This window comes from Streptomyces sp. NPDC015125 (genome assembly GCF_043080045.1).
Lineage (GTDB): Bacteria > Actinomycetota > Actinomycetes > Streptomycetales > Streptomycetaceae > Streptomyces.
In genome coordinates this window covers 21,799-41,528 of record NZ_JBIBVF010000032.1, presented here as the reverse complement: position 1 = coordinate 41,528, position 19,730 = coordinate 21,799, and the positions used below count along the sequence as shown (strand labels likewise).

Sequence of the window (19,730 nt, the reverse complement as noted above, 5' to 3'; positions counted from 1 at the left end):
GAGGAAGCGGCTTTGAGGTTCGTCTAGGCACCCACCGAAGGTCACTTTTGGTTGACGATCCCTGGTGCAACCCCACCGGAGGAGATCACCGCCCAGTGGCCGTGAGAATGTGAAGGCCGCTCGCATAACGCACGAAAGAAGGGGAGCGGCCAGCGTGACTGAGGGAACGGGGAGGCCACCACAGCTCAGCCGGGCTCACCGGATCCTCATCGGCGTGGTGATCGTCGGCGCGGTGGCCATCGCCGGCATCGGCTTCGCCGGCTCCTACGCGGCCGTGCGCGAACTCGCCGTCAAGAAGGGCTTCGGCTCCTTCGCCTACTTCTTCCCGATCGGCATCGACGCGGGCATCTGTGTCCTGCTCGCGCTGGATCTGCTGCTGACGTGGATCCGCATGCCCTTCCCGCTGCTGCGCCAGGCGGCGTGGCTGCTGACGGTCGCGACGGTGGCGTTCAATGCCGCCGTGGCGACCGATCCGCTGGGCATGGGCATGCATGCCGTCATCCCGGTGCTGTTCGTCGTCACCGTCGAGGCCGCCCGGCACGCCGTCGGGCGGATCGCCGACATCACGGCGGACAAGCACATGGAGGGTGTGCGCATCACGCGCTGGCTGCTGGCACCCGTCCCGACGTTCCTGTTGTGGCGGCGGATGAAGCTGTGGGAGCTGCGGTCCTACGACGCGGTGATCAAGCTGGAGCAGGAACGGCTCGTGTACCAGGCACGTCTGCGTTCGCGGTTCGGCCGGGGCTGGCGTCGTAAGGCTCCCGTGGAGTCCCTGATGCCGCTGCGGCTCGCCCGCTACGGCGTGCCGCTGGCGGAGACCGCTCCCGCGGGCCTGGCCGCCGCGGGCATCGAACCGCAGCTGCTGCCGGCGCCCCGACCGTCCGCCGCCACCCCCGCCCTGGAGCCGACGACGCAGGCGCCGGCCGCGCCCGCCGCCGGGGCCCAGGAGCACGAGGCCGCGCACGACGAGCACCAGGTTCCGGCGTGCGAGCAGGTCGCGGTACCCGCGCCGCGCGCGCCAGAGTCCGAGCAGCAGGTGCCGGTGCCGAACGGCGCGGGCGGGACGCGCCCGCTCGGCAAGGGCGCCCCGGAGGTGGGGCCGCAGCTCGTGCCGGCACCGGCCGCGGCCCCGACCGACGAGATGCCCCAGTCGGCCATCAAGCACACGACGGACGAACTGCTCCAGGCCACGGCATCGGCCACCCTTCTCGAGGCGGAACCGGCGGCAGGCATCGAGTCGGAGGGGCAGGTGGACCAGGAGGTCGACTTGGTTCAGCGAGTGGCGCCAGAGGGAGAACGCAGCCACCAGCAGATGCCGGTCGACGTCCCCGCAGAGCCGTCCGTGGTCTCTGCACCCGCGCCTTCCGCCTCTGCCGGGGGAGTCCCGGCCCAGCACTCCTCGCCCTCGACGGCGGGGCCGAAGGCCCCTGTGCCGGCGCAGGCTGGGACGGCCACCGCGTTGGCTGTCACAGCCCCGGAAGAGCAGTCTGGGGAGGCCACGGACCCGCGCGCGCAGCAGCTGCAGCAGATCGTGGAGTGGCTGACCGCGGAAGGCAAGATCAGTGGTTCGGAGGTCGCTCGGCGGCTGGAGATCCCGACCCGCACCGGGCTGCGGATGCTGCGCAAGGCCGAAGGGATGCACGCGGAGGAGCAGCGGAAGACCGCCCGCTCACGGCTGCGCTCGGTCGACTCCCACAACTAGGCGCCGGTGGCCGATCGGCCACATTTGCCGAACCTCCCAAGGCCGGTGGCCGGTGGCCGATGGCCGATTGGCCAATGGTCGGCCACCTTGGCCAATGGCCGATGCGCAGGCTCCGACGTCGGCCACCGGCCAAGCACTGGCCGATGCCGCGGCGCCGCTTACCCCGTGCCGACCTGCGGGTATCCGCCGAGGGTAAGCATCTGGATATGTGCTTCCCCGGTCGACGCGCGGCTGTCAGGGACCGGTGGCGAGGACGGCCAGGGTGCCGATGATCAGGGCGGGGCCGAACGCCAGGGTGCTCTTGCGGCTCCTGCGCTGGAACACCAAGAGGACGAGCGCGCACAGGGCGCCGAACGCGAAGGCCAGTACGAGCCCGGCCCAGGCGGCCTGCCAGCTGCGCCACCCGAGAAGGGCACCGAGGGAGACGGACAGCTTCGCGTCGCCCAGCCCCATGCCGCCCAGAGCGAATGCGGTGAACAGGACACCGGCCGCGACCGCGACGGCCACCGCGCGGGGCAGACTGCCGGGCTCGCCCTCGGCCGCGGCACCGGCCAGCAACACCAGCGTCCCGACGGCGGCCGGGAACGTCAGCACATCGGGCAGCCGCTGCACCGCGCTGTCGACCAACAGCAGAGCGGCGCCCATGAACGCGATCCAGTACTGCGCGGCGGCATACCAGCCCGTGGCGCCGCCGGACGCGACCGCAGCAAACGCGGCAGCGGTCACAGCCGGCGGCAGCCACCACGGTGCACCCAGCATCCGGTCACGGCAGTTCTCACAACCGCTGGGCAGCAGCCGCAGCACCGTCGGACCCGCGGCAGGCCGGGGCGAGCAGGCCAGGCAGCCGGCCTGCCCGCCGGCCGGGACGGCGAGCGCGACGACCACCGGGCGCAGGGCAGCTCCAGCCGCGACGCCCACGACCACGGCCAGGAGCACGTTGACCATCAGGCTGACTTGCTGAGCTGGGCCAGGAGGGCGGCGGTGGCCTCCTCCATATCGACCTCCAGCTCCATGTTGAGGGTGTCGAGTTTCTGCGCGGCACGCTCCAGCTCGTCGTAATCGCCGAGAGCGGCGTAGGCGCGGAACAGGATCCGGTAGAGGTTCTCCATCTCGGGCGCCGCGTCCAGCCCCTTGGTCGCAGCCCACAGGGCGCCGCGGGCATCGCCAAGGACCAAGCAGTGCTCGGCCAGGTCGGCGGCGGCATCCACGATCGCGGAGATCATGTCCTGGGCCTGGTGCTCGGCCCAGGCATAGCGGCGGCGGTTGACGCTGGAGAACGGCCGACCGCGAACGAGTTCGAGCGCGGCACGCAGCTGGGCGGCGGCCTGCGGGGCAGGGCTCTGGGCGGCTGCGGAGGTCAGGCGCTGGAACTGGTGCCAGTCGGAGTCGACGGTGGGGGCCAGGGCGTAGCGGGCGTCGTTTGTGGTGGCGATGCGCGGGAAGTAGAGATTTCCGTCGTCGTCGGAGCCCAGCCAGGTCCGCAGATAGCTGACGAGGGTGTTGCGGGAGTTGCGTGTGGGTTCACGGCCGGGCCACATCGCCTCGTCCAGGGCGTGGTGGTCCAGGCCGGGGCGCAGCACCAGCCAAGCCGCCAGCTCCGTGCACAGGCGCCGCCGCTTGGACTCGACGGTGCCTCGAGGGCCATCGATGTCCACGGGGCCCAGCACCAGCACCACCGGTCCGTCGGCGGGCACACTCGCCGGCGCCTGTCCGGCAGCGTGGCCGGCAGGCTGCGCGTCCGGCAGCGGAGAAGGACGTGATGCCTCGGCCTCCTCGCCGCCTGTACCGCCGCTGCTGGAGGATGCGGCCGGTTCCTCAAGAGCAGCTGCTGCCGGCTGTTGCTCTTCGGGTACTTCCTGGTCGTCTTCGTAGGCGGCGAACTGGGCCATCAGGCTCGGCACCTGGGCCGGGCCCACCGGCTCTGATGCCACGGAAGCCGCGGGGGCAGAGACGGGTGCGGTCTCCTCGAGTTCCGGCGCGGGCGGTTCGGGCACGGCCTTCGGGGGAGTGGCGATGGGCTGCGGGGCCGGGACGTCGTCGCTGCGGGTGGTGGCCAGCACCTCCAGTGCGTAGGCGTAGTCCTCATCGCTGAGCGCCTGCACGCGGCACCACACCTCCACCTGCGTACCCGGCAGCAGCAGGGGAACAGGCCCGGCTGCGGTGTCGGCGTGCACCACCCAGGCGCCGGCCGGAGCGGCGGCTGCCTCGTCGCCCGCGGTCACCAGGACGGTCGCGGACCGAGGGTGCTGCGCGAGGACCTGCTGCAGCAGCGCAGTGTCGGTGTCGTCGGCATCGTCGAGGTCCCCGAGCACGATGTGGGGGTTCCAGGCGGCGGCGGTGTCCACCCCGGTCCGGGCGCGGTGCAGGCTGTCCGCCTCCAGGACGGACAGGGCCCGCTGCTGCTCGGCGTGATGCGTGCGCAGGGCATGCGCGGCCGCTGCGAAGTCGGCGTGGCCGCTGACCCGCTCGGGCAACTCCTCATGCAGGCCGGGCGCGCTGTCTCCGGTGGGGGAGACGGTGAGGCAGTCGGCGAACTCGCTGGCGGCCAGCTCCAGGGCCAAGGTGCGCAGCACGCGGTGCCGGTCAGGGCCGGTCAGATGGAGGTGGCCGACGGCCTCGAGGTCGAGGAGGATCAGGTGGCCCTGCTCGTCCCAGCCGAGGGAGGCCAGCGCCGGGAACGGGGCGTCGACGTCGTCGCTCTGCTCCTGGGGCAGCAGGTCACCCCCGCGGGTGGGACAGGTCCAGCACAGCTGCGCATCGTCGATCGCGGTGAACGGGGCCACGGGCTCGGCCGGGCTGGTCAGGTGCAGCACGATCTCGGTGGGGCTGATCACCGCTGCGGACAGCGCCGGCAGGCCGCGGCCGGCCTCGGCGAGATGCACCGCGGCCGTACGCAGCGCCCCGTCGAGCATGGTGGTGTCCAGTGCAGCCTCGGCGGCGCGCAGGTTCTGCTCGGTGGCGGCCGCGCCGTCCTCGGGGAGGGCGATGCGGCGGCCGCGGTGCCGTCGCCGTTGCTGGAGGATGCGGCGGGTAGCGAGGGTGGACAGGAGAGCGGCGGCCAGGACGCCGCCGCCGATCGCGGCGATCTGGCCGGAGCTGGCCTGCGTCGAGTCCGCTGCGGGGGCGGGCTGGTGCGGGGCCGGGGGTGCTTCGCCGGGGGAGTGCGGTGCGGACGGCTTGGCGGTCTCGGGGGCCGCGGGCTCGCGCTGGGGTGCCTCAGCGTGACCCTGCTGCTGTCCGGGGTCGGCCTTCTTCGCGGAGGCGTCGGGTGCGGGCTGGGTCTTCTCGCCGCCGGTGCCCTGCTGCTGGTGCTCGTGATGCGGTGCCGCGGGGCGTGCGTCGTCCGGCTTGGGCGTGTGCCGTTCGTGCTGCGGAGCCGCGTCCTGGTGGTGCTTGTGGTCCTCGGCCGGCGGGGCGGGTGTTGCCTCTTGCTGGGGCAGGTCGAATCGCTGGCCGGGGTAGATCAGGTCAGGGTCGTGGATCGTGTCCTTGTTCTCGGCGTAGATGTCGTGCCACCGGTCGCCGTCGCCGAGTTCCTTCTGCGCGATACCGGAGAGCGAATCGCCCGACGCCACTGTGTACGTCTCGTCCTTCGCGTCCTGCGGCGTCTCGGCGGAGGCCGGGGCGGCCGTGGCGAGGTCGGTGTGCACGCCGCTCGCGTCGGCCGGCAGGTTGACGACGGTGCCCGCGGGGAGCGTCGCGCTCTGCGGCAACCCGGGGTTGAGGGCACGGATTTCGGCGTGGCGGCGTCCGTCGCCGAGGTAGTGCTCGGCCAGGTCCCACAGCGTCTCGCCGGTCGCGCCCACGGTGTGCCGGGGGCTGGCGTGCGGGGACGCCTTCTGCGGGGTCGGCGCATGCGCGGCGGAGGGGCCGGGTGCTGGCGTGGCGCTGTGGGCAACTGCGGTGGCCGGGGTGGCGGCGATGGCGGTGGCCGATGGCAGCACCAGTAGTCCGCCCAGCAGCACGGCGGCAAGGCGCTGTGGTGCGGCCAGGCCCCGCACGCGCGGCGCGGTGCGGTGGCGCAGGAGGGCGCCGGCTTCCACGACCAGGGAGGCGATGAACCAGGCCCACAGCGCCCAGCACACCAGGGTGATGGCGGTGAACAGGACCTGCCCGTCGTCCGGCGCCATCAGCGCATCCCCGATGTCGCCCACCGTGGGCACGCCGTCGGGCAGCGTGCCGACGCGCAGCAGCGCGAGGGGCAGGCCGGCGACGAGCGCGGCGAGGGCCAGCAGGCTGCCGGTGACGCGTACCAGGGTCAGGGGCCAGGGGCGGGGCGTGGGGGAGTGGGGGTGGGGCATGTCAGTCAGTCTCCGACCTGGTGGACGAGCTGGGCGGTGCCGTGCCCGGTGACGGGCAGTGTGGGGCGGCCGACGCCGACGAGCATGAGGCAGTGGTACGTATCGTTCACGCGCACGTCCAGGCGCTTGCCGCCGCCGGAGACAGAGACGGTGCCTTCCACGCCGGCCTGGTGCAGGAAGTCCCGGGCGACGGAGACGGCGGCTTCGGGGTCGACGACGACCTCGCCTCCGGGGATGGCCTTGCCGGCGTCGATCTGCTGACCGCCCGCCCTCGCTGCGGCGTTGGCGATGTCATCGGCGTGTGCGGACGCCTTGAGTTGTCCGCCGCCGTCCACGACGAGCGCCAGCAGGCCGAGGAAGACCATGCCGATGACGATCCAGAACAAGGTGGCCGAACCGCGGTCACCGTCCACGCTGCGGCAGCGGCGGCTGAGGAAACGGCGGGCGGCGGCGGGAAGGGGCAGCATGGTCACTCCGCGCGGTCGGCGTACTGGTCCAGCGCGCTCGTGGCGGTGGCGGTGAGCGTCTTGGAGCCGGGCAGGCCCGGGACCGTCAGCTGGGAGAGCGGGATGGTGCAGGTGACGGTGGCGGTCACGCTCGCGGCCTGACCGAGCGGCGCGTTGAAGGAACTGGTGTCGATGGTGACGGTCCGGCTGGTGCAGTTGCGATCGTCCTGGCGCAGGGCCGCAGTGGCGGCGGCGCGGCCGCGGGCCTGCGCGGTGTCCGCGTCGGCGGCCTGCGAAGCAGCGCGGGCCGCGCTGTTGGCGGCATTGTCGACGGAGCTGTCGAACACTCCGGCCAGGCCGAACGCGGCGAGCAGCCCCAGGAAGGGCAGCAGGAAGCACACGCAGATGATGTTTTCCAGGGTGTAGGTGCCCCGGTCGTCCCGCCAGTGCAGGCGGCGCAGCATGCTCATCACGGCCCCACATCCCAGCGCTCCACGGGCACTTCGGCGGACTTGGTGACCTGCGGGGTCCAGCCCGGCACCAGCGAGAGGCTGGTGCCGGTCACGGTCACACGGACCCGGTCGGCGGTGGAGCCGGCCGAGGAGACGTTCGTGCCTTTGATGAGGTGGACTCCGTTGAGCCAGTTGCGGGCGCGGGCGGTGCCGTCGGCGGGGGATGCCTGGTAGGCGGCGCCGGCGGTGGCGGCCTTGCGGGCAGCGGTCAGCGCGGCTTCCTGGGCCAGGTACCACATGCCCAGCTGCAATCCGGCGCACAGGATCAGCATGATGACCGGGGCGATGATGGTGAACTCCAGCGTCCCCATCCCTTCATCGCCCCGCATGCCCGCGCGCCGTATGCGCCACTGCTGCCTCCAGCTCCGCCACATGTCAGAACGAGCTCTTGAAGGTGTTCATCAGCTCGTTGAACTTGCCGTTGAAGGCGACGCCGAAGGCGGTGGCGGCGACGATGAGGACGGCGCCGATGATGAGCTTTTCCAGGGTCTCCAGGCCGGCGTCGCTGCGGGTGCTCGTCATGCGGGCAACGGCGGTCAGCCAGCGGTCGGCCAGCCGGGAGCGCAGGGTGCGGGCGGTGTACTTCATGGGATCTCCCCCTCTTTTGTGTGGTGAACGGTTGCTGTGCTGTCGCCGATAGAGCGATCAGGTGCTGATGAGGGTCTGGAACAGCGGATAGCCGAGGGTCGCGAACAGCACGACGAACAGCACCGTGCCCGGCACCACGCTCTTCTCGGAGTCCGCGTTGGCCTCGGCCTGGACGTCGGTCTGCAACCGCTTGCGCAGGGCCTTGGCCTGCGTCTCCAGCGCCGCGACGATCGAGGCGCCCTCGCCGCCGGCATGCGCGAACGTATCGGCCGGACCGGCCAGTTCGGGGACGTCCAACTGCTCGGACAGGGCCTTGAGGGCATCCCACGGCGGGGTGCCCGAGAGCCGGGCCTGGTCGAGCGCGGCCCGGATCCGGACGTAGACCCGCCCGTCGCCGACCGCCGCCGTCTCGTACAGGGCCCGCTCGGCGCCGGAGTGCGCCCCGCGCTGCAGCCGGGCCCGCTCCATCAGCGAGGCCACCGCGTAGCGGTACTCCAGCCGCAGCTTGGTCGCCTTGGACCGCACGTTGGTGTCGGCGGAGACCCACATGATCGCCGCGAACATCACCGAGACGAACAGCGGCACCACGAACGGCAGCGGCATGCCCAGCAGCGCGGCCATCGCCAGAGCCATCTGCGGCATCGCGAAGCCACCTATGGCGCCGATGACCTTGTCCCCGACGTGCTTGGCCGGCGAAATCCCCAGCAGATCCAGGTCCTTGCGCGGCACGCCCACCTGGTCGCCGAAGGACCCCAGGACGCGCGTGCCGACCTGCTCGGTCCAGATCGCGCTGCGGGAGGTACCCGGCGCATACTCCGTCTTCGGGGCCGCGGTGGTGTTCTCCAGGCGGTCCAGCACCGAGCCGAGGTCGGGGCGGGACGGCAGCAATTCCCGGACCACCAGGAAGGCGCCGCCGCCGATCATCGCGCCATACACGGCGCCAGCCATCGACATCATCAGGCACTCCCATTACTGGCCATCGCGGCCTGCTCGGTCGGCTGTGCCCGCTTCGGATGCAGCAGCCGCGGCGGGAGCTTGGCGACACACAACCGCCGCAACCACACCATGGCCCCGACAAATGCGCCGCCCATGAGCAGCAGCCACATCTGTCCGTCCAGCCTGTTGTAGGCCGGCCCGAAGGAACTGCCCATGGTGAAGCCCATGGCCAGCACAATGATGGCCACCCAGCGGGTCTGTGTGCGGGTCTTCTGGCGGTCTGCGTCCGTCGTCCGCAGCGACGCGGCCTCGCTAGCGGTCAGGTCGGAGAGGGTCTGCAGGGTTTCGACCATGCCGCGGCCGCGGTCGCGGATGTGGGTGATGAAGACGAGCACGACGTTGTCGACGGCGCCGTCCTCGAAGTCGTCGGCGAACGCGCGGTAGGCCGCTTCCGGGTCGACGCCCATCCGCAGGCGGGCCTCCAGCGTGCGGACCGGGTCGTGGATGTCGGCGGGGACCTGGCGCATCGCGCCGCTGATCGCGGCCTCCAGGGTGTGACCGACGACGTGCGCGCCGGCCAGGTGTTGCAGCCAGCGCGACAGCGCTTCCAGGCGCACGATGCGGCGGGTGGAGGTGACCGACGGGTGCCAGATCCAGGGGAAGCCGGCCACCACTGCAGCGGCCAGCAGACCCTGCACGGGACGGGCCGACCAGAGCCACACCCCGACCGCAACGACGCCGGAGGCGACCACGATCCACCGGTAGCGCTCCGCCCACGCACCAGGCAGCGACTCGAGGATCCGCTGCCACAGCGATACCCGCTGCGGCCGCGGCCGCTCTGCCTCGGCCGGCGGGTTCCGTACGGCCAGGACGATGCCGGCCACCATGAGCAGGCCGCACAGCGCACCGAGCATTCCGAGCTGTTCCAGACTCATCGCCGCACCAACTCCATCGGTCGCGGCCAGCGTCCGTACTGCGCCGGCTCGGTCAGCCATCGCTTGTCGAAGCCGCTGTCTTCCAGCTCCTGCATCACTTCACCGGTCGGCAGGTCCCTCGGGACGCCGCGTGGGTCTCCGTCACCGGCCGGAGCGAAGATGCGGCTGAAGGCCGGCTGCCCGCCTTCGCCGGGGGTGACCTGGAGGACGTCGGAGACGTAGCGGTGGCGGCGGCCGCCGATCTGCGTCTGGTCGGTCTGCCGGATGAAGACCACGAAGTTCACGGCGTTGGCGACGAGCTGGTGGGTGGAGTCGACGTCCTTGCCGGCGCTCTGGCACAGCTGCACCAGGCGGGGCAGGACCAGGCGCGGGTAGGCGGCGTGCAGGGTGCACATCGATCCGCGGCCGCCGGAGCTCATCGCGTCGAGCATCGGCACCACTTCGGTGCTGCGGACCTCCCCGACGACCACGCGCGTGGACAGCATCCGCAGCGTGTGCGGGTACATGTCGGCGATCGTGATCCGCCCCGTCTCCCGACCGTCCTTGCCGACCTCGCCGTTGGAGGCCCGCTCCTCCATCGCCATCACATGCGCGGCGACGTCCGGGTCCTCATCGAGGAACAGTTCGCGGTCGGTCTCCAGCGTCACGATCCGCTCGCCCGCGCCGACCTTGCGCACCAGCGCCCGCAGCAGCGACGTCTTGCCCACGCCCATGTCTCCGGCGATCAGCATCGTCTGCTTCGCTGCCACCAGGCCATGGAGGAACGCGCTGAGCGCGGGGCTGAGCGTGCCCCATTCGACGAGGTCTTCCAGGGAGGCGCTCATGACGCGGTGGCGGCGGATCGCCATGGTGGGCCGGGTGGTCAGCAGCGTCGCCGCGACGCGGGAGCGGTCCGGCAGCCGGAAGTTGGTCATGGGCGTGGCCGGGTTCAGGACGCGGTCGCCGTGGCCGGAGCGCGATGCCAACCGGTTGATGAGCGCCACCAGGCTCTCGTCGTCGTCGGCCACCGGGTCGACGCGCTGGGTGGGCCGGTCGAAGTAGTCGACCTCGACCCGGTCACCGTCCACGACGATGTTCTCGACGCGCTCGTCCTCCAGGTACTGCTGGAGCGGGCCCGCCTTGAACAGCGCATTGATGATGGCTTGGCGGACGGTCTCCAGCTGGGTGCCGGACAGCGGCCGCGCGGTGCGGGCCTCCTCCACCGCCCAGGCCGAGACGCGCTTGGCGACCAGGGAACGGGCCAACTCCAGCTGGTCCTCGGCACTGAGCCGGCTCTCGCTGCTCCGCTCGGCTTCCACCAGATCCTGCGACACCGCGTCCTGCAGCTCCCGGATCACGGCCCGGGAGACAGGCAGCACACCGGGAAGCTCGGCCAGGCGGCCAGGAGCGACAGCGTCGTCCTTGCCGACCTGAACCGGCGGGGCGGCAGGCTGCGGCCCGGGGGCCGGTGCGGCGGACTGGCTGTGCGGGCCCTGCTGCGCAAGCGCATTCCTGAGCAGCCCGGACAACGGGGTGCCCCCGTTCACCGGGGTGCCGTTGCGGTTAGCCATTGGCCGGTACCTCCTGGCGCGGGGCGGTCAGCCGCTGCACCACACCAGCAACCACCGGCGAGGTCACGGGCGGCAGGGGCAGCCGCATGCGCAGGCGCCGCGTGCTGGCATCGACCTCGGCCGCCCGGGCCGCTTCGCGAGCGTGCTTGAGCAGCCGCATCGCGGCCGGCTTCACCTGCCGGGTCGTACCGTGCGTCAGAACGCGAGCCGTCTTCTCCTCCCACGGCAGCGTGCCGATCACCGGGACCTGCAACCGGTGAGCGATGTCGTGTGCCGAGACATCGCCCTCCTGCACCAGCAACAGCCGCAGGGCATCGGCGCCCGTCCCCCGCTCCGCCAACTCCTGCTGGAGGGACCGGGCAACGGGCAGCGTCTGCGCCACGCTGGTCATGGTGTTGCGCATCACCAGCAGCACCAGGTCGGCGCGGTGCAGCAGCGGACGGGGGCAGAGGGAGGGGTGCACCCCTCCCGGTTCGAGCACGACGCGGCCGGCGTCGATGACGACGTCGTACCCGGCGTGCTGGTCCATGGCCTGAAGCAGCAGACTCAGCGGCTCCCAGGTCTGGGCGAGAGCAGCGGCCTGCAACGGATCGGTCAGGCCCGGCAGCCACAACCGGCTGCCGGACGCATCCAGACGCCGCAGGTGCGCCTCGAACGCCTCGGCGAGCGCCCCTTCACGGTCGGCCTGGGCCAGGTGCCACAGGCCGACTTCGCCGCCCCACTCACCCATGCGGTAGCCGGTACGGATGGAGCCGCCCTTGGCGTCCGCCTCCGCCAGCAGCGACGGCCGAGGCCCGGCAAGCGCCATGGCCAGGGAGGAGACGGTCACTCCGCTCGCGTGTGCTGAGGTCAGCGCGATCACGGACATCGTGCTCAGTCCTTCGCCGAGAGCACGATGGCAACCCGGCCGGTGGCGGCACGGGCGGCGAGCTGCGCGCTGTCGGTGGAGTCGACGGCAACCTGGACGACGACGGCCCCGGCGGCGTTGGGGGAGCCGACCTTGACGACCTTCGCCTCGATCTCCTCCGGGCTGGCCGACTTCGAGCCCGAGGCCGGGGCGGCCGAGTCCTTGCCGGGCGTCGAGATGACCTTGATCTGGTCGCCGGGGGCGAGCGCGTCGGACGGGGCAGCGCCGCGCTGGACCTCGACGGCCACGAGCTCCTGGCCGGCGGGCAGGGTCTTGCCGCCGTGGATCTGCGAGTTGGCCAGCAGCTCACCGCGGTGCAGCGGCGCCGTGGCACGCCGGCCGATCACGCTGTTCTTCTCGCTGGCCTTCACCGGCTGCAGGGCAGGGTCTTCGGGCAGCGCCGCGGTGGTCAGGTCCTCAGCGGTGATTTCCTGCCCGGCCGGGACGTCCCGGGCCACGGCCAGCACGTCGACCCGGTCCCCGGCACTGCGCACGAGCATGGAGGTGCCCAGCACGCCGACGAGCGTGATCAGCACGCCGAGCACCATGGTGGAGCGTTTGCGGCGCCGGGGTGCCGGGCTGGCGCCGATGGGTGTCTCGGGCCGCAGCGGGGGCGCGGTGGTGGGGGAAGGGATCTGGGGGGTGCTGGGGTTCTTCATCGCGCCCGACTTTCCGTTCGTGCTGGTCCTTCGTGCTGGTCCACGGAACTAGTTGAGGACCTTGAGCTGGCCGATGCTGACCTGGGTCTGGGACTGGCGGGTCTGGGTGAGCTGCCCGGTCTGGCCGGCGCCGCGCCAGTCGATGCTCCAGGTCGTTGTCGCGGTGACCGGGTACTTCTTGCCCGGCTCGTCCTTGGAGGAGTGGCGGTAGCGGTATCCGCAGTCCGGCGAACTCTGCTTTCCGTACGAGGACTTGTAGGGGGTGCCGGCAGTGGTGCAAGTGACGGTGTTGCCGTCGCCCATGTCCCACACGATCTGATCGACCTTCGCCGTGGCGGTGACCGTGACCGCACCTGCGCTCGCCGTGGCGGAATTGGGCCCGTACGTCTCTGCGGTCTTCGCCGTCCACATCCACACCGGAAGCCCCACCAGGCCCTTGCCGCCGGACTTCGGCACGATGCCGATGTCCGGGCCGCGCAGCCGCATCTTGTCCACGGCCCGCTGGGCCAGGACGGCGGGGTCGACGCCGCCCTTGGGCGGGTCGGCCGCCCACACGTTCCTCGAGATTGAGAAGTCGGCGCTGTTCTTGTAGCGGCAGGTCTGTTCGTACACGGCGCCGTCACCGGGCTTGTGGCCTTCCCAGTCCGGACTTCCCGCCGGAGGCTGGGGGGACGCCTTCTTGTAGGTGCAGGTCACCGGTGAAGTGCGGCCCTTGCCGTCACCGCTGTTGCTTCCGCCCGTGCTCGTCTGGTGGCCGCGGCCGGGACTGCCCGGCTCCTTGGCTTCCACCCGGCAGGAGAACATGGTGCAGTCTGCACCGCCGGTACCAGGCTGCGGCTTGTCCGCGGCATGGGCGTTCCCGGAGACGGTGGCAGCGATCAGGAGGGCTGTGGTTGTGGCGGCGCCGCGCCGCCTCAGCATCGCCGGTCCTGGGGCTCGTCACGGGTGACGCGCCAGCCTTCGGGCCAGCGCTCGACCGTGGACTGGATGACGTACTTGGTCAGGCGGTTCGACGGCAGCGTGACCGGCTTCTTGCTGTCGGCCTTGACCGTTTTCCACTTCGAGATGTCCAGGCAACTGGAGATGACCGCGTAGTCCAGCTTGCCGTGCGTGACGACCTTGGTGGCCTTCGGGTCCTGGACGGTGACTTGGCCCGTGAGTACGAGGCCACGGCCGTGGGCGCGCTTCGCGTCCCGTTCGACGTTCGCCAACGCGGCGGATGCGGCGTACTGCTTGAGCTTCGCGCCCTTGCCGTGGGGGTCGGCGTAGAGCTTCTCCACCTCCTTCCAGTAGGACTGGTAGGTGGCGATGGCGTCCTTCTTGGCGGCCTCGGTGGGGTCCGCCGACTTGGTCGGCTGGGCCGCCGACGGTGTAGGAGATGCCTTCGGAGTGTCAGAGGCGCCGCTGCACGAGGTGACCGCCAATGCGCAACTCGCGGTAAACAGCGCGAGCATGCTGTTCCTGAGCGGCCTGCGGTACCAGCTCCGGCTCCGAGCGGTTCGCATCAGTGCTCCCTCCCCTAGGGCGCGATCTACAAGCAGTTTTGGGTTCTGTCGCTGTGGAGACGATTTTCTTGATCACTCGCCACAAGGGCGGGAATGAGCCATACGGGTGGCCGGACCTGCACGATACCTGCGAATTTGCAGACCACGAAGTCTGTTTTTGCGGGACGGTTGCGGCATCTCCGGCAATTCGGTGCGGAGTGGCAGCCGACTTCCCAGGACGGGTCCGCGAGATGTGACGAGAATCCCGCTATGACACCTAGTCAGCGATCTTGCCCTCAAAAGTGGCCTCAGCGGTCCCCAGGTCGGTCACCTCGACCGTCACCGACTCCGCCTTAGCCCCCTTGGGCAATGCGAAATGGAACGTATGGGTAGCGGCCCGCTGCGGAGCGATGAAACCTGTGTCCGCGGCGCCGGCCCCACCCGGGGTCAGGTCGGCTTCCTTCAGCTCGTCGCCGTACGAGACGCGCACGCTCTTCTTCATCGGCGTGTAGGGCAGATCCGCCACCGCCGCGGTATTGCGCACGGTCAGCTCCCCGGAGAACATCACCCGGCCACCGTCGGTGCCCTCCGGCCGGACGTGGTCAACGGTCATCTGCGGATCCGCCTTCCACTGCCCGAACGCCAGAGCCTTGCCGGTGTCCGGTGCCGGCCGGGGGTGGAGGACAGCATCCTTGCGAGCAGCTGCTCCGGGAAACGGGCCCTCGAAGAAAGCGACGTCGCCGGTGTCCCCGAACAGCGTCGACGGGCGCGTGGTGATCGTGACCGGCTCCCCGGCCGCGTCGGCCGGCACCGCGACCCCCACCGTCAGTGTGTAGGCCCCGCCGGGCTTGACCCGCGGCGGATCATCGCTGATCGCATCGGGAATCCCCTCGATGCCGGTGTCGGTGAAGGCGGCGGCGGGCTTCCCCAGCGCCCCGTACCGGACCGTGGGGGCGAGGTCCAGCAGCTGCTGGACCTCGCCGGTCTTGTTGGTGAGCGTCCAGGTCATCTTCGCCGCACGCCACCCCTGCGGCAGGCCCTTGGCCCTCGAGGTCGGCGTCACCTGGGTCAGCGCGGAGGGAGTCAGCTTCCAGGTCCCCTCTTCCGTAGTCACGCCCTGGCCGAGCCGGTGCATGCCCTCGGGCAGCTCACGCTTCACCTTCTGCGATGCCTTGGGCTTGCTGTCACTGGCGGGAGGCTGCTTCGCGGGAGGGTTTCCGGTGCACCCCGTCACCAGCCCCGCCACCGCCGCGCCGAGCACGGTCCATCCGGCCTTCCTCACTGCTGCCCCCTCGCGTGCGACCACCAGGACGTCGCGTCCTGACGGGGCGCCGATTCTGCCAGTTCACAGGCTCCAAGATCAGGTCCACGGGAGACGGGGCCGGAATCCGACACCGCCGGTGTCGGCAGGCTGCTCGCGTCTTCTGCCTCGAACGTCTTCTGCGACCACCACTTCGCAGGCGCCGGCTGCCGCTGCACCGAGCCTTCACCCTCCGGACCGCGGTGAGAGGAAGCCGCCTCCGACGCCGGCGCACCCTCCTGCTCCGGCACGCGAGGACGGTGCGCGTGGCGGGTGTCGTTGGTAAGAAGGTCCTCGATCGTGCCGTGGCCGTCGGTCTGGTGGTGCCAGCCGGCCAGCACCTCACGGACGATGGAGCGGGCCAGCAGCCGGTAGGAGTCCGGGCAGTGTTCCCGCTCGGACAGCCACGACAGGTGCCTCGTGTGCGTGTGCAGGGCGATCATCTCGGTCACCAACGGCCCCAGTGGCTGAGCCACCGTGGCGAATTGCGCGCACCGCTCGGTATGACGGTCGGGGAAGGCGGTGACATCGACAACGGCTACACCACCTATCGACGGTGCATGCGTGCCGCGGCGAGTGCGGCGAAAGAAGCGGAACATGATCTCTCCAGGTGCTCAGGCCGCGGAGGCGGCGGGGGACGGACGCAGCAGAGCGTCGGCCGGGGTGGGGTCGCCGAAGACCGGCGTGACGATCGGCGCGAGTGGCCCGTGGCGACGGAGCTGATCGAGGGTGGTGACGCCGGCCCGCAGGTCCTGGGCGGCCGGTTGCAGGCGGGTGTCCGCGGCCGCAAGGGCCCGCAGATCGTCCGTCCGCCGCGCCAGCTGGGCGGGGGAGGCTCCGTCCAGCACGAGCAGGATCCGGGGGAAGGCCGGGTAGCGGGCCCGCCACGCCTCCCGCCGGTAGCCCGTTGCCGCCTTCGGCCGGCCGCGGCCCGGGGCCGGCTGGGGGACGTAGCGGGCGTAGCGCGCGTAGGCGTGCAGCTTGGCCGCCAGGCGGGCGATGCTCATCGTGGCCCGGTCGATCTCGCAGAAGAACGTCAGCAGCATCCGCTGCTGCTGACCGTCGCCGGCCGGGGTGGTGTGGACGTACTGGAGCACCGCATCGGGCACCAAGAACGCCTCGTCACCGAGCCGGCTGTCGCCGTCACGGACCCGGTGGGCGACCTCGGGATTCCAGTCGAGCGGGCCGCACTCGTCCTCCAGGAGCCGGGCGTGCCGTACGAACGCAAGGCCCAGCTCGTTGACGGCGAGCGTGTGCTCCTGCAGCTGACTGGCGGCCGCCTCCGAGGTCATGCGGTACGCCCGCGGAGCGAGCTCCCCGCCGGTTTCGACGACCTCGCAGCCCAGCGGGGTTGTGTACCAAAGGAGCTCGCCGGCGCGGCTGGTGCGGCGTACCGATGCATCGACCAGGCCGCGGTCGTACATCACTTCCAGCTGCCGACGGATGTAGCGGGTGGAGGTGGCGGCGGGTCGCAGCAGCTGCGTCAGCTGGCCGGCGGTCAGCAGCCGGTGGCGGTAGAGGGCGGGCAGGGCTTCCTGGCCGAACGTGGACAAGCCCCGGTCGGTGGGGTCCATGAAGCGGGGGCGTGGCATCGAAAGGGCCTTTCTGTAGCGACTCAGACCGGGCGGAGTGTGCGGACCACGTCGTCGGATCCGGGGCCGGGCGTACGCGGCGAGGGCGTTCGGCCCTTGGTGAGGTGGGCGAGGATCGCGTCGTCCAGGCCGCGCTGCGTCTCGAGGATTTCGCCGACAGTGAGGCGGTTGAGGTTCTGGTCGATGGCCTCGTCCAAGGCCGGCAGACCTGCCTCGTTGCGGTAGTCGGCGAAGACCTGATCGATGGGCACGCCCTTCACACGGAACGGCGTGGTGCGCTTGCCGCGGAGCATCACCGACTGGATGTACTCGTATTTGTCCAGGCCCAGCACCGTCTCCGGGTCGATGCCGGGCAGCCGCTTGGCGACGAAGCCGGCCTCGTCGAAGTCCGCGGCCGTCGCCGACAGCAGGCTCTGGTTCTGCATCAGCGCGGCCCGGGTCTCGTTGGACAGCCGCATCGCCATCTGCGTCATCCCCATGAACCGAACCTCGAACTTGCGCAGCTGCTCGAGGATTTTGGCGACGTGGCCGTGGGAGGCGCCGTCGACGGCGGTCAGCTCGTCGGCCCACGTCCAGAACGTCGCCAGGTCCTCCACCGGGGTGTCGATGCGCGACATCCCGGCCCGGAACAGGTCGAACAGAAGCAACGCGGTGACCAGCTCATCGCTCTCGCCGGTGCCGGACGGGCACACGAAGACGACCTGCCGCTCGTCCATCGCCCGCCGCACGTCATAGGACGACCGCGGCGAGCCCAGGAACGCCCTGAGAGACAGCGAATTGTCCATCCGGTAGAGAGCGCTGGTCACGGGGTTTCGCGCGGCGGCCTCCAGGTCGGGAAAGGACCTGCGCCAGTAGGTCGTCTCCGCAGGGTCCAGGACCGCGAGCACTGCCTCGCGCCACTCCTCGTCCTCCAGCAGGGTGCGGAGCTGAAAGACCGTCGGCTGCAGCTCCGGGTGCCCAGTGGTCACCAGACGGTGGGAGAGCAGGGCAAGCGTGCGTGCGGCGCTGGACAAGAGCGTCCGCGCTCGGGTGGCGTTCTCCCCCCAGGAATGGGCGGAGGCGACCGCGCCCACCACCGAGCCGACAACGTCCTGCGCCTCTTCAACGGAGCGGCCCTCCATCGACAGCGGGTTCCAGCACGCCATCCGGTCGTCCAGGGCCGGCCTGGCCAAGTTGATCTCCCACACCCGGCCAGCGACCGCCGGGTGGGCCAGGTAGGGCCGTACCCGCTGCCACGCCGACCCGTGCGGATCCAGGAACCAGGCCCCGTCGCCCGCGTACGCACGGGCCAGGCACTGCACCAGGCCCATCTCGGTTTTGCCGAACCCCGACTTGCCGTAGAACGCGCCGAAGAGCACATCGGCGGTCCGCGCGCCGGCCAGCCGCTCGGTGCCGTCCGGGCCGGTCACCCGCCCCAGCGGCAGGACATCACGCTGCCCCGTCCAGGTCGGCAGAGCGGCGGGCGCCGGTGGGACCACTCCGCCGCACCGCACCACATTCGGTGCCTCGCAGCGCACAGTGGGCGGCTTGAGCAGCCCGGCGACCTCCTGCCACGTCACCCACTGACGCCGCGCCGGCGCGAAGTCCCCCCGCTCCATCCGACGATCGAAGGAAGAGCGCAGCCACCACACATTCGAGTAGCCGCGCCACAAGGCACTCTTCGGCCCCAGCGGAACAAAGCGGTTCTCGCCGCTGAACGCCTCCATCGCGGCCAGCACCTGATGCAGGCGAGCCTGCGCCTGCTGCGGATGCCGGGCCACGCACCGCACCAGCACCTGGACGGCGAACACCTCCGCGCCCGGGGTCAGTTTGCCCACCCCCTCGGACAGGTCGCTCTGCCGAGGTATCCGCGCCGGACGCGAGCCGCCGGTGCCGGAGACGCTCAGACCACCGCGCAGCACATCAAGCACTTCACCGAGCCGACCGCCTCCCGTACTGAGCTGCTCCCCGAAGGCAGACGGCCCGCGCTGAGCAGCCCGCCGCATCAAAGCACGACGCCGACGCGCTACCTGGCTGCCGGGCACCGGCACCAGATCGACGATCAGCTCGGCCTCTTCGCCAGCCTCGGTACGCACCTGGGCGAAAACCGTGGCCAGGTGCTCCAGCGGATCGGGGTCCAGGCCGGCCATTCCCAGCGGACGGTGGTCCGGACCTGCCAGCACCAGCTCGGCCCGTGCTACGTGCCGCGGTCCGTCCGAGGCGGCAGCTGCCGCGGAGGAGGGCTTGGTTAGGTTGATGCCGTTCACCACGAGCCACCCCGCTCCAGCGGCGCAGCGTCAGCGAACCGGATGCGCTGCTGCTCGGCGCGAGCGCGCGGGGCGACGACCTCGACCCGCCGGTACCCCGAAAGCCGGAGCACTCCAGCAGACCGCTCCGGCCCCTCCCACCCATACTGCAGCCGCCCCTCGGCACCGGCCGCCACCCTGATACGCACCGCGGCGGCCCGCCGGGGGAGGCGTCCGCCCGCCGATCGCACCCGGGCCAGCCGACCGGCGACGCGCCCCACCTCAGCCATGTCGGGGTCGAACGTGGTCGCTGGCACAAGCTCCACCCGCGTACGGTCAGCCAGCTCGCGCACCGCCCAACGACGCCACCACACGGCGGCCGCACACCAGCCGGCCGCAGCAATAAGGGCGACACCGCCGATCCACCACAGATGCGCCAGCCCACCCGCCAGCAGGGTCCACACCCAGCTGCCGATTTCCGAGCCGCGCGGCAGAATGCCGGTCACCGCTGCCTCCGGACCCGCCGTGCTGATCCCGTACGGACTCATCGGCGCCTCCCTCCTCGAACCGAGAGCGGCACCCTGCCGTCTCAG

Annotated in this window: 19 protein-coding genes; 1 reads left to right on the top strand and 18 read right to left on the bottom strand. The window is 71.2% G+C overall.

Going from position 1 to position 19,730, the window contains the following annotated elements; all coding sequences use genetic code 11:
- Positions 1-154: 154 nt before the first annotated feature.
- On the top strand, positions 155-1,702 hold the full coding sequence (locus ACF088_RS38960; RefSeq protein ID WP_392380718.1) for a DUF2637 domain-containing protein: 1,548 nt from the start codon (positions 155-157) through the stop codon (positions 1,700-1,702).
- Positions 1,703-1,936: 234 nt separating this feature from the next.
- Here ACF088_RS38960 and ACF088_RS38955 read toward each other — a convergent pair whose 3' ends face one another.
- From ACF088_RS38955 to ACF088_RS38870, 18 genes are all read right to left on the bottom strand, one after another.
- The gene (locus ACF088_RS38955) at positions 1,937-2,647 is read right to left on the bottom strand and encodes a prepilin peptidase (protein WP_392380717.1); all 711 of its coding nucleotides are present in this window, start codon (positions 2,645-2,647) and stop codon (positions 1,937-1,939) included.
- Positions 2,647-6,003, bottom strand: coding sequence for a LysM peptidoglycan-binding domain-containing protein (locus ACF088_RS38950; RefSeq protein ID WP_392380716.1), 3,357 nt, complete (start codon positions 6,001-6,003; stop codon positions 2,647-2,649). The genes ACF088_RS38955 and ACF088_RS38950 overlap by 1 nt, the downstream gene beginning before the upstream one ends.
- Positions 6,004-6,008: 5 nt before the next feature.
- Positions 6,009-6,470 (bottom strand): TadE/TadG family type IV pilus assembly protein, encoded by a 462-nt coding sequence (locus ACF088_RS38945; RefSeq protein ID WP_392380715.1) that lies wholly within the window; start codon positions 6,468-6,470, stop codon positions 6,009-6,011.
- 2 nt (positions 6,471-6,472) lie between these two features.
- Positions 6,473-6,919: a hypothetical protein gene (locus tag ACF088_RS38940; RefSeq protein WP_392380714.1), complete on the bottom strand. Its 447-nt coding sequence runs from the start codon at positions 6,917-6,919 to the stop codon at positions 6,473-6,475.
- Entirely contained in the window at positions 6,919-7,290 is a 372-nt protein-coding gene (locus ACF088_RS38935) for a TadE family protein (protein ID WP_392380713.1), read from the bottom strand. Before ACF088_RS38935 ends, ACF088_RS38940 begins: the two co-directional genes overlap by 1 nt.
- A gap of 46 nt (positions 7,291-7,336) precedes the next feature.
- On the bottom strand, positions 7,337-7,549 hold the full coding sequence (locus ACF088_RS38930; RefSeq protein WP_392380712.1) for a hypothetical protein: 213 nt from the start codon (positions 7,547-7,549) through the stop codon (positions 7,337-7,339).
- A 57-nt stretch (positions 7,550-7,606) separates the two neighbouring features.
- Complete coding sequence (locus tag ACF088_RS38925) at positions 7,607-8,497, bottom strand: hypothetical protein (protein WP_392380711.1); 891 nt, start codon at positions 8,495-8,497, stop codon at positions 7,607-7,609.
- 8 nt (positions 8,498-8,505) lie between these two features.
- Positions 8,506-9,420 (bottom strand): type II secretion system F family protein, encoded by a 915-nt coding sequence (locus ACF088_RS38920; RefSeq protein WP_392380710.1) that lies wholly within the window; start codon positions 9,418-9,420, stop codon positions 8,506-8,508.
- Positions 9,417-10,970, bottom strand: a complete 1,554-nt coding sequence (locus tag ACF088_RS38915; protein WP_392380709.1) for a CpaF family protein — start codon at positions 10,968-10,970, stop codon at positions 9,417-9,419. The genes ACF088_RS38920 and ACF088_RS38915 overlap by 4 nt, the downstream gene beginning before the upstream one ends.
- Complete coding sequence (locus ACF088_RS38910; protein WP_392380708.1) at positions 10,963-11,838, bottom strand: hypothetical protein; 876 nt, start codon at positions 11,836-11,838, stop codon at positions 10,963-10,965. The genes ACF088_RS38915 and ACF088_RS38910 overlap by 8 nt, the downstream gene beginning before the upstream one ends.
- Before the next feature lie 5 nt (positions 11,839-11,843).
- Entirely contained in the window at positions 11,844-12,536 is a 693-nt protein-coding gene (locus ACF088_RS38905; RefSeq protein ID WP_392380707.1) for an SAF domain-containing protein, read from the bottom strand.
- A 48-nt stretch (positions 12,537-12,584) separates the two neighbouring features.
- On the bottom strand, positions 12,585-13,457 hold the full coding sequence (locus ACF088_RS38900; RefSeq protein WP_392380706.1) for an ATP/GTP-binding protein: 873 nt from the start codon (positions 13,455-13,457) through the stop codon (positions 12,585-12,587).
- A complete protein-coding gene (locus ACF088_RS38895) occupies positions 13,451-13,990 on the bottom strand; it encodes a hypothetical protein (RefSeq protein WP_392380705.1) in 540 nt (179 codons plus the stop codon). The genes ACF088_RS38900 and ACF088_RS38895 overlap by 7 nt, the downstream gene beginning before the upstream one ends.
- 307 nt (positions 13,991-14,297) lie before the next feature.
- Positions 14,298-15,302, bottom strand: a complete 1,005-nt coding sequence (locus ACF088_RS38890) for a hypothetical protein (protein ID WP_392380704.1) — start codon at positions 15,300-15,302, stop codon at positions 14,298-14,300.
- Positions 15,299-15,919, bottom strand: coding sequence for a hypothetical protein (locus tag ACF088_RS38885; protein WP_392380703.1), 621 nt, complete (start codon positions 15,917-15,919; stop codon positions 15,299-15,301). Before ACF088_RS38885 ends, ACF088_RS38890 begins: the two co-directional genes overlap by 4 nt.
- Positions 15,920-15,934: 15 nt before the next feature.
- Positions 15,935-16,912, bottom strand: coding sequence for a replication-relaxation family protein (locus ACF088_RS38880; protein WP_392380702.1), 978 nt, complete (start codon positions 16,910-16,912; stop codon positions 15,935-15,937).
- Positions 16,913-16,935: 23 nt separating this feature from the next.
- Entirely contained in the window at positions 16,936-19,158 is a 2,223-nt protein-coding gene (locus ACF088_RS38875) for an ATP/GTP-binding protein (RefSeq protein ID WP_392380701.1), read from the bottom strand.
- On the bottom strand, positions 19,155-19,685 hold the full coding sequence (locus ACF088_RS38870) for a hypothetical protein (RefSeq protein WP_392380700.1): 531 nt from the start codon (positions 19,683-19,685) through the stop codon (positions 19,155-19,157). Before ACF088_RS38870 ends, ACF088_RS38875 begins: the two co-directional genes overlap by 4 nt.
- Between the last annotated feature and the right edge of the window lie 45 nt (positions 19,686-19,730).

What these genes read in the sequence shown, in the direction of transcription:
- ACF088_RS38925 (WP_392380711.1), bottom strand. Translation starts at nt 8,497, where the DNA reads ATGGCTGGCGCCGTGTATGGCGCGATGATCGGCGGCGGCGCCTTCCTG.
- ACF088_RS38940 (WP_392380714.1), bottom strand. Translation starts at nt 6,919, where the DNA reads ATGAGCATGCTGCGCCGCCTGCACTGGCGGGACGACCGGGGCACCTAC.
- ACF088_RS38950 (WP_392380716.1), bottom strand. Translation starts at nt 6,003, where the DNA reads ATGCCCCACCCCCACTCCCCCACGCCCCGCCCCTGGCCCCTGACCCTG.
- ACF088_RS38935 (WP_392380713.1), bottom strand. Translation starts at nt 7,290, where the DNA reads ATGCGGGGCGATGAAGGGATGGGGACGCTGGAGTTCACCATCATCGCC.
- ACF088_RS38905 (WP_392380707.1), bottom strand. Translation starts at nt 12,536, where the DNA reads ATGAAGAACCCCAGCACCCCCCAGATCCCTTCCCCCACCACCGCGCCC.
- ACF088_RS38910 (WP_392380708.1), bottom strand. Translation starts at nt 11,838, where the DNA reads ATGTCCGTGATCGCGCTGACCTCAGCACACGCGAGCGGAGTGACCGTC.
- ACF088_RS38900 (WP_392380706.1), bottom strand. Translation starts at nt 13,457, where the DNA reads ATGCTGAGGCGGCGCGGCGCCGCCACAACCACAGCCCTCCTGATCGCT.
- ACF088_RS38915 (WP_392380709.1), bottom strand. Translation starts at nt 10,970, where the DNA reads ATGGCTAACCGCAACGGCACCCCGGTGAACGGGGGCACCCCGTTGTCC.
- ACF088_RS38870 (WP_392380700.1), bottom strand. Translation starts at nt 19,685, where the DNA reads ATGAGTCCGTACGGGATCAGCACGGCGGGTCCGGAGGCAGCGGTGACC.
- ACF088_RS38920 (WP_392380710.1), bottom strand. Translation starts at nt 9,420, where the DNA reads ATGAGTCTGGAACAGCTCGGAATGCTCGGTGCGCTGTGCGGCCTGCTC.
- ACF088_RS38955 (WP_392380717.1), bottom strand. Translation starts at nt 2,647, where the DNA reads ATGGTCAACGTGCTCCTGGCCGTGGTCGTGGGCGTCGCGGCTGGAGCT.
- ACF088_RS38895 (WP_392380705.1), bottom strand. Translation starts at nt 13,990, where the DNA reads ATGCTCGCGCTGTTTACCGCGAGTTGCGCATTGGCGGTCACCTCGTGC.
- ACF088_RS38930 (WP_392380712.1), bottom strand. Translation starts at nt 7,549, where the DNA reads ATGAAGTACACCGCCCGCACCCTGCGCTCCCGGCTGGCCGACCGCTGG.
- ACF088_RS38885 (WP_392380703.1), bottom strand. Translation starts at nt 15,919, where the DNA reads ATGTTCCGCTTCTTTCGCCGCACTCGCCGCGGCACGCATGCACCGTCG.
- ACF088_RS38945 (WP_392380715.1), bottom strand. Translation starts at nt 6,470, where the DNA reads ATGCTGCCCCTTCCCGCCGCCGCCCGCCGTTTCCTCAGCCGCCGCTGC.
- ACF088_RS38880 (WP_392380702.1), bottom strand. Translation starts at nt 16,912, where the DNA reads ATGCCACGCCCCCGCTTCATGGACCCCACCGACCGGGGCTTGTCCACG.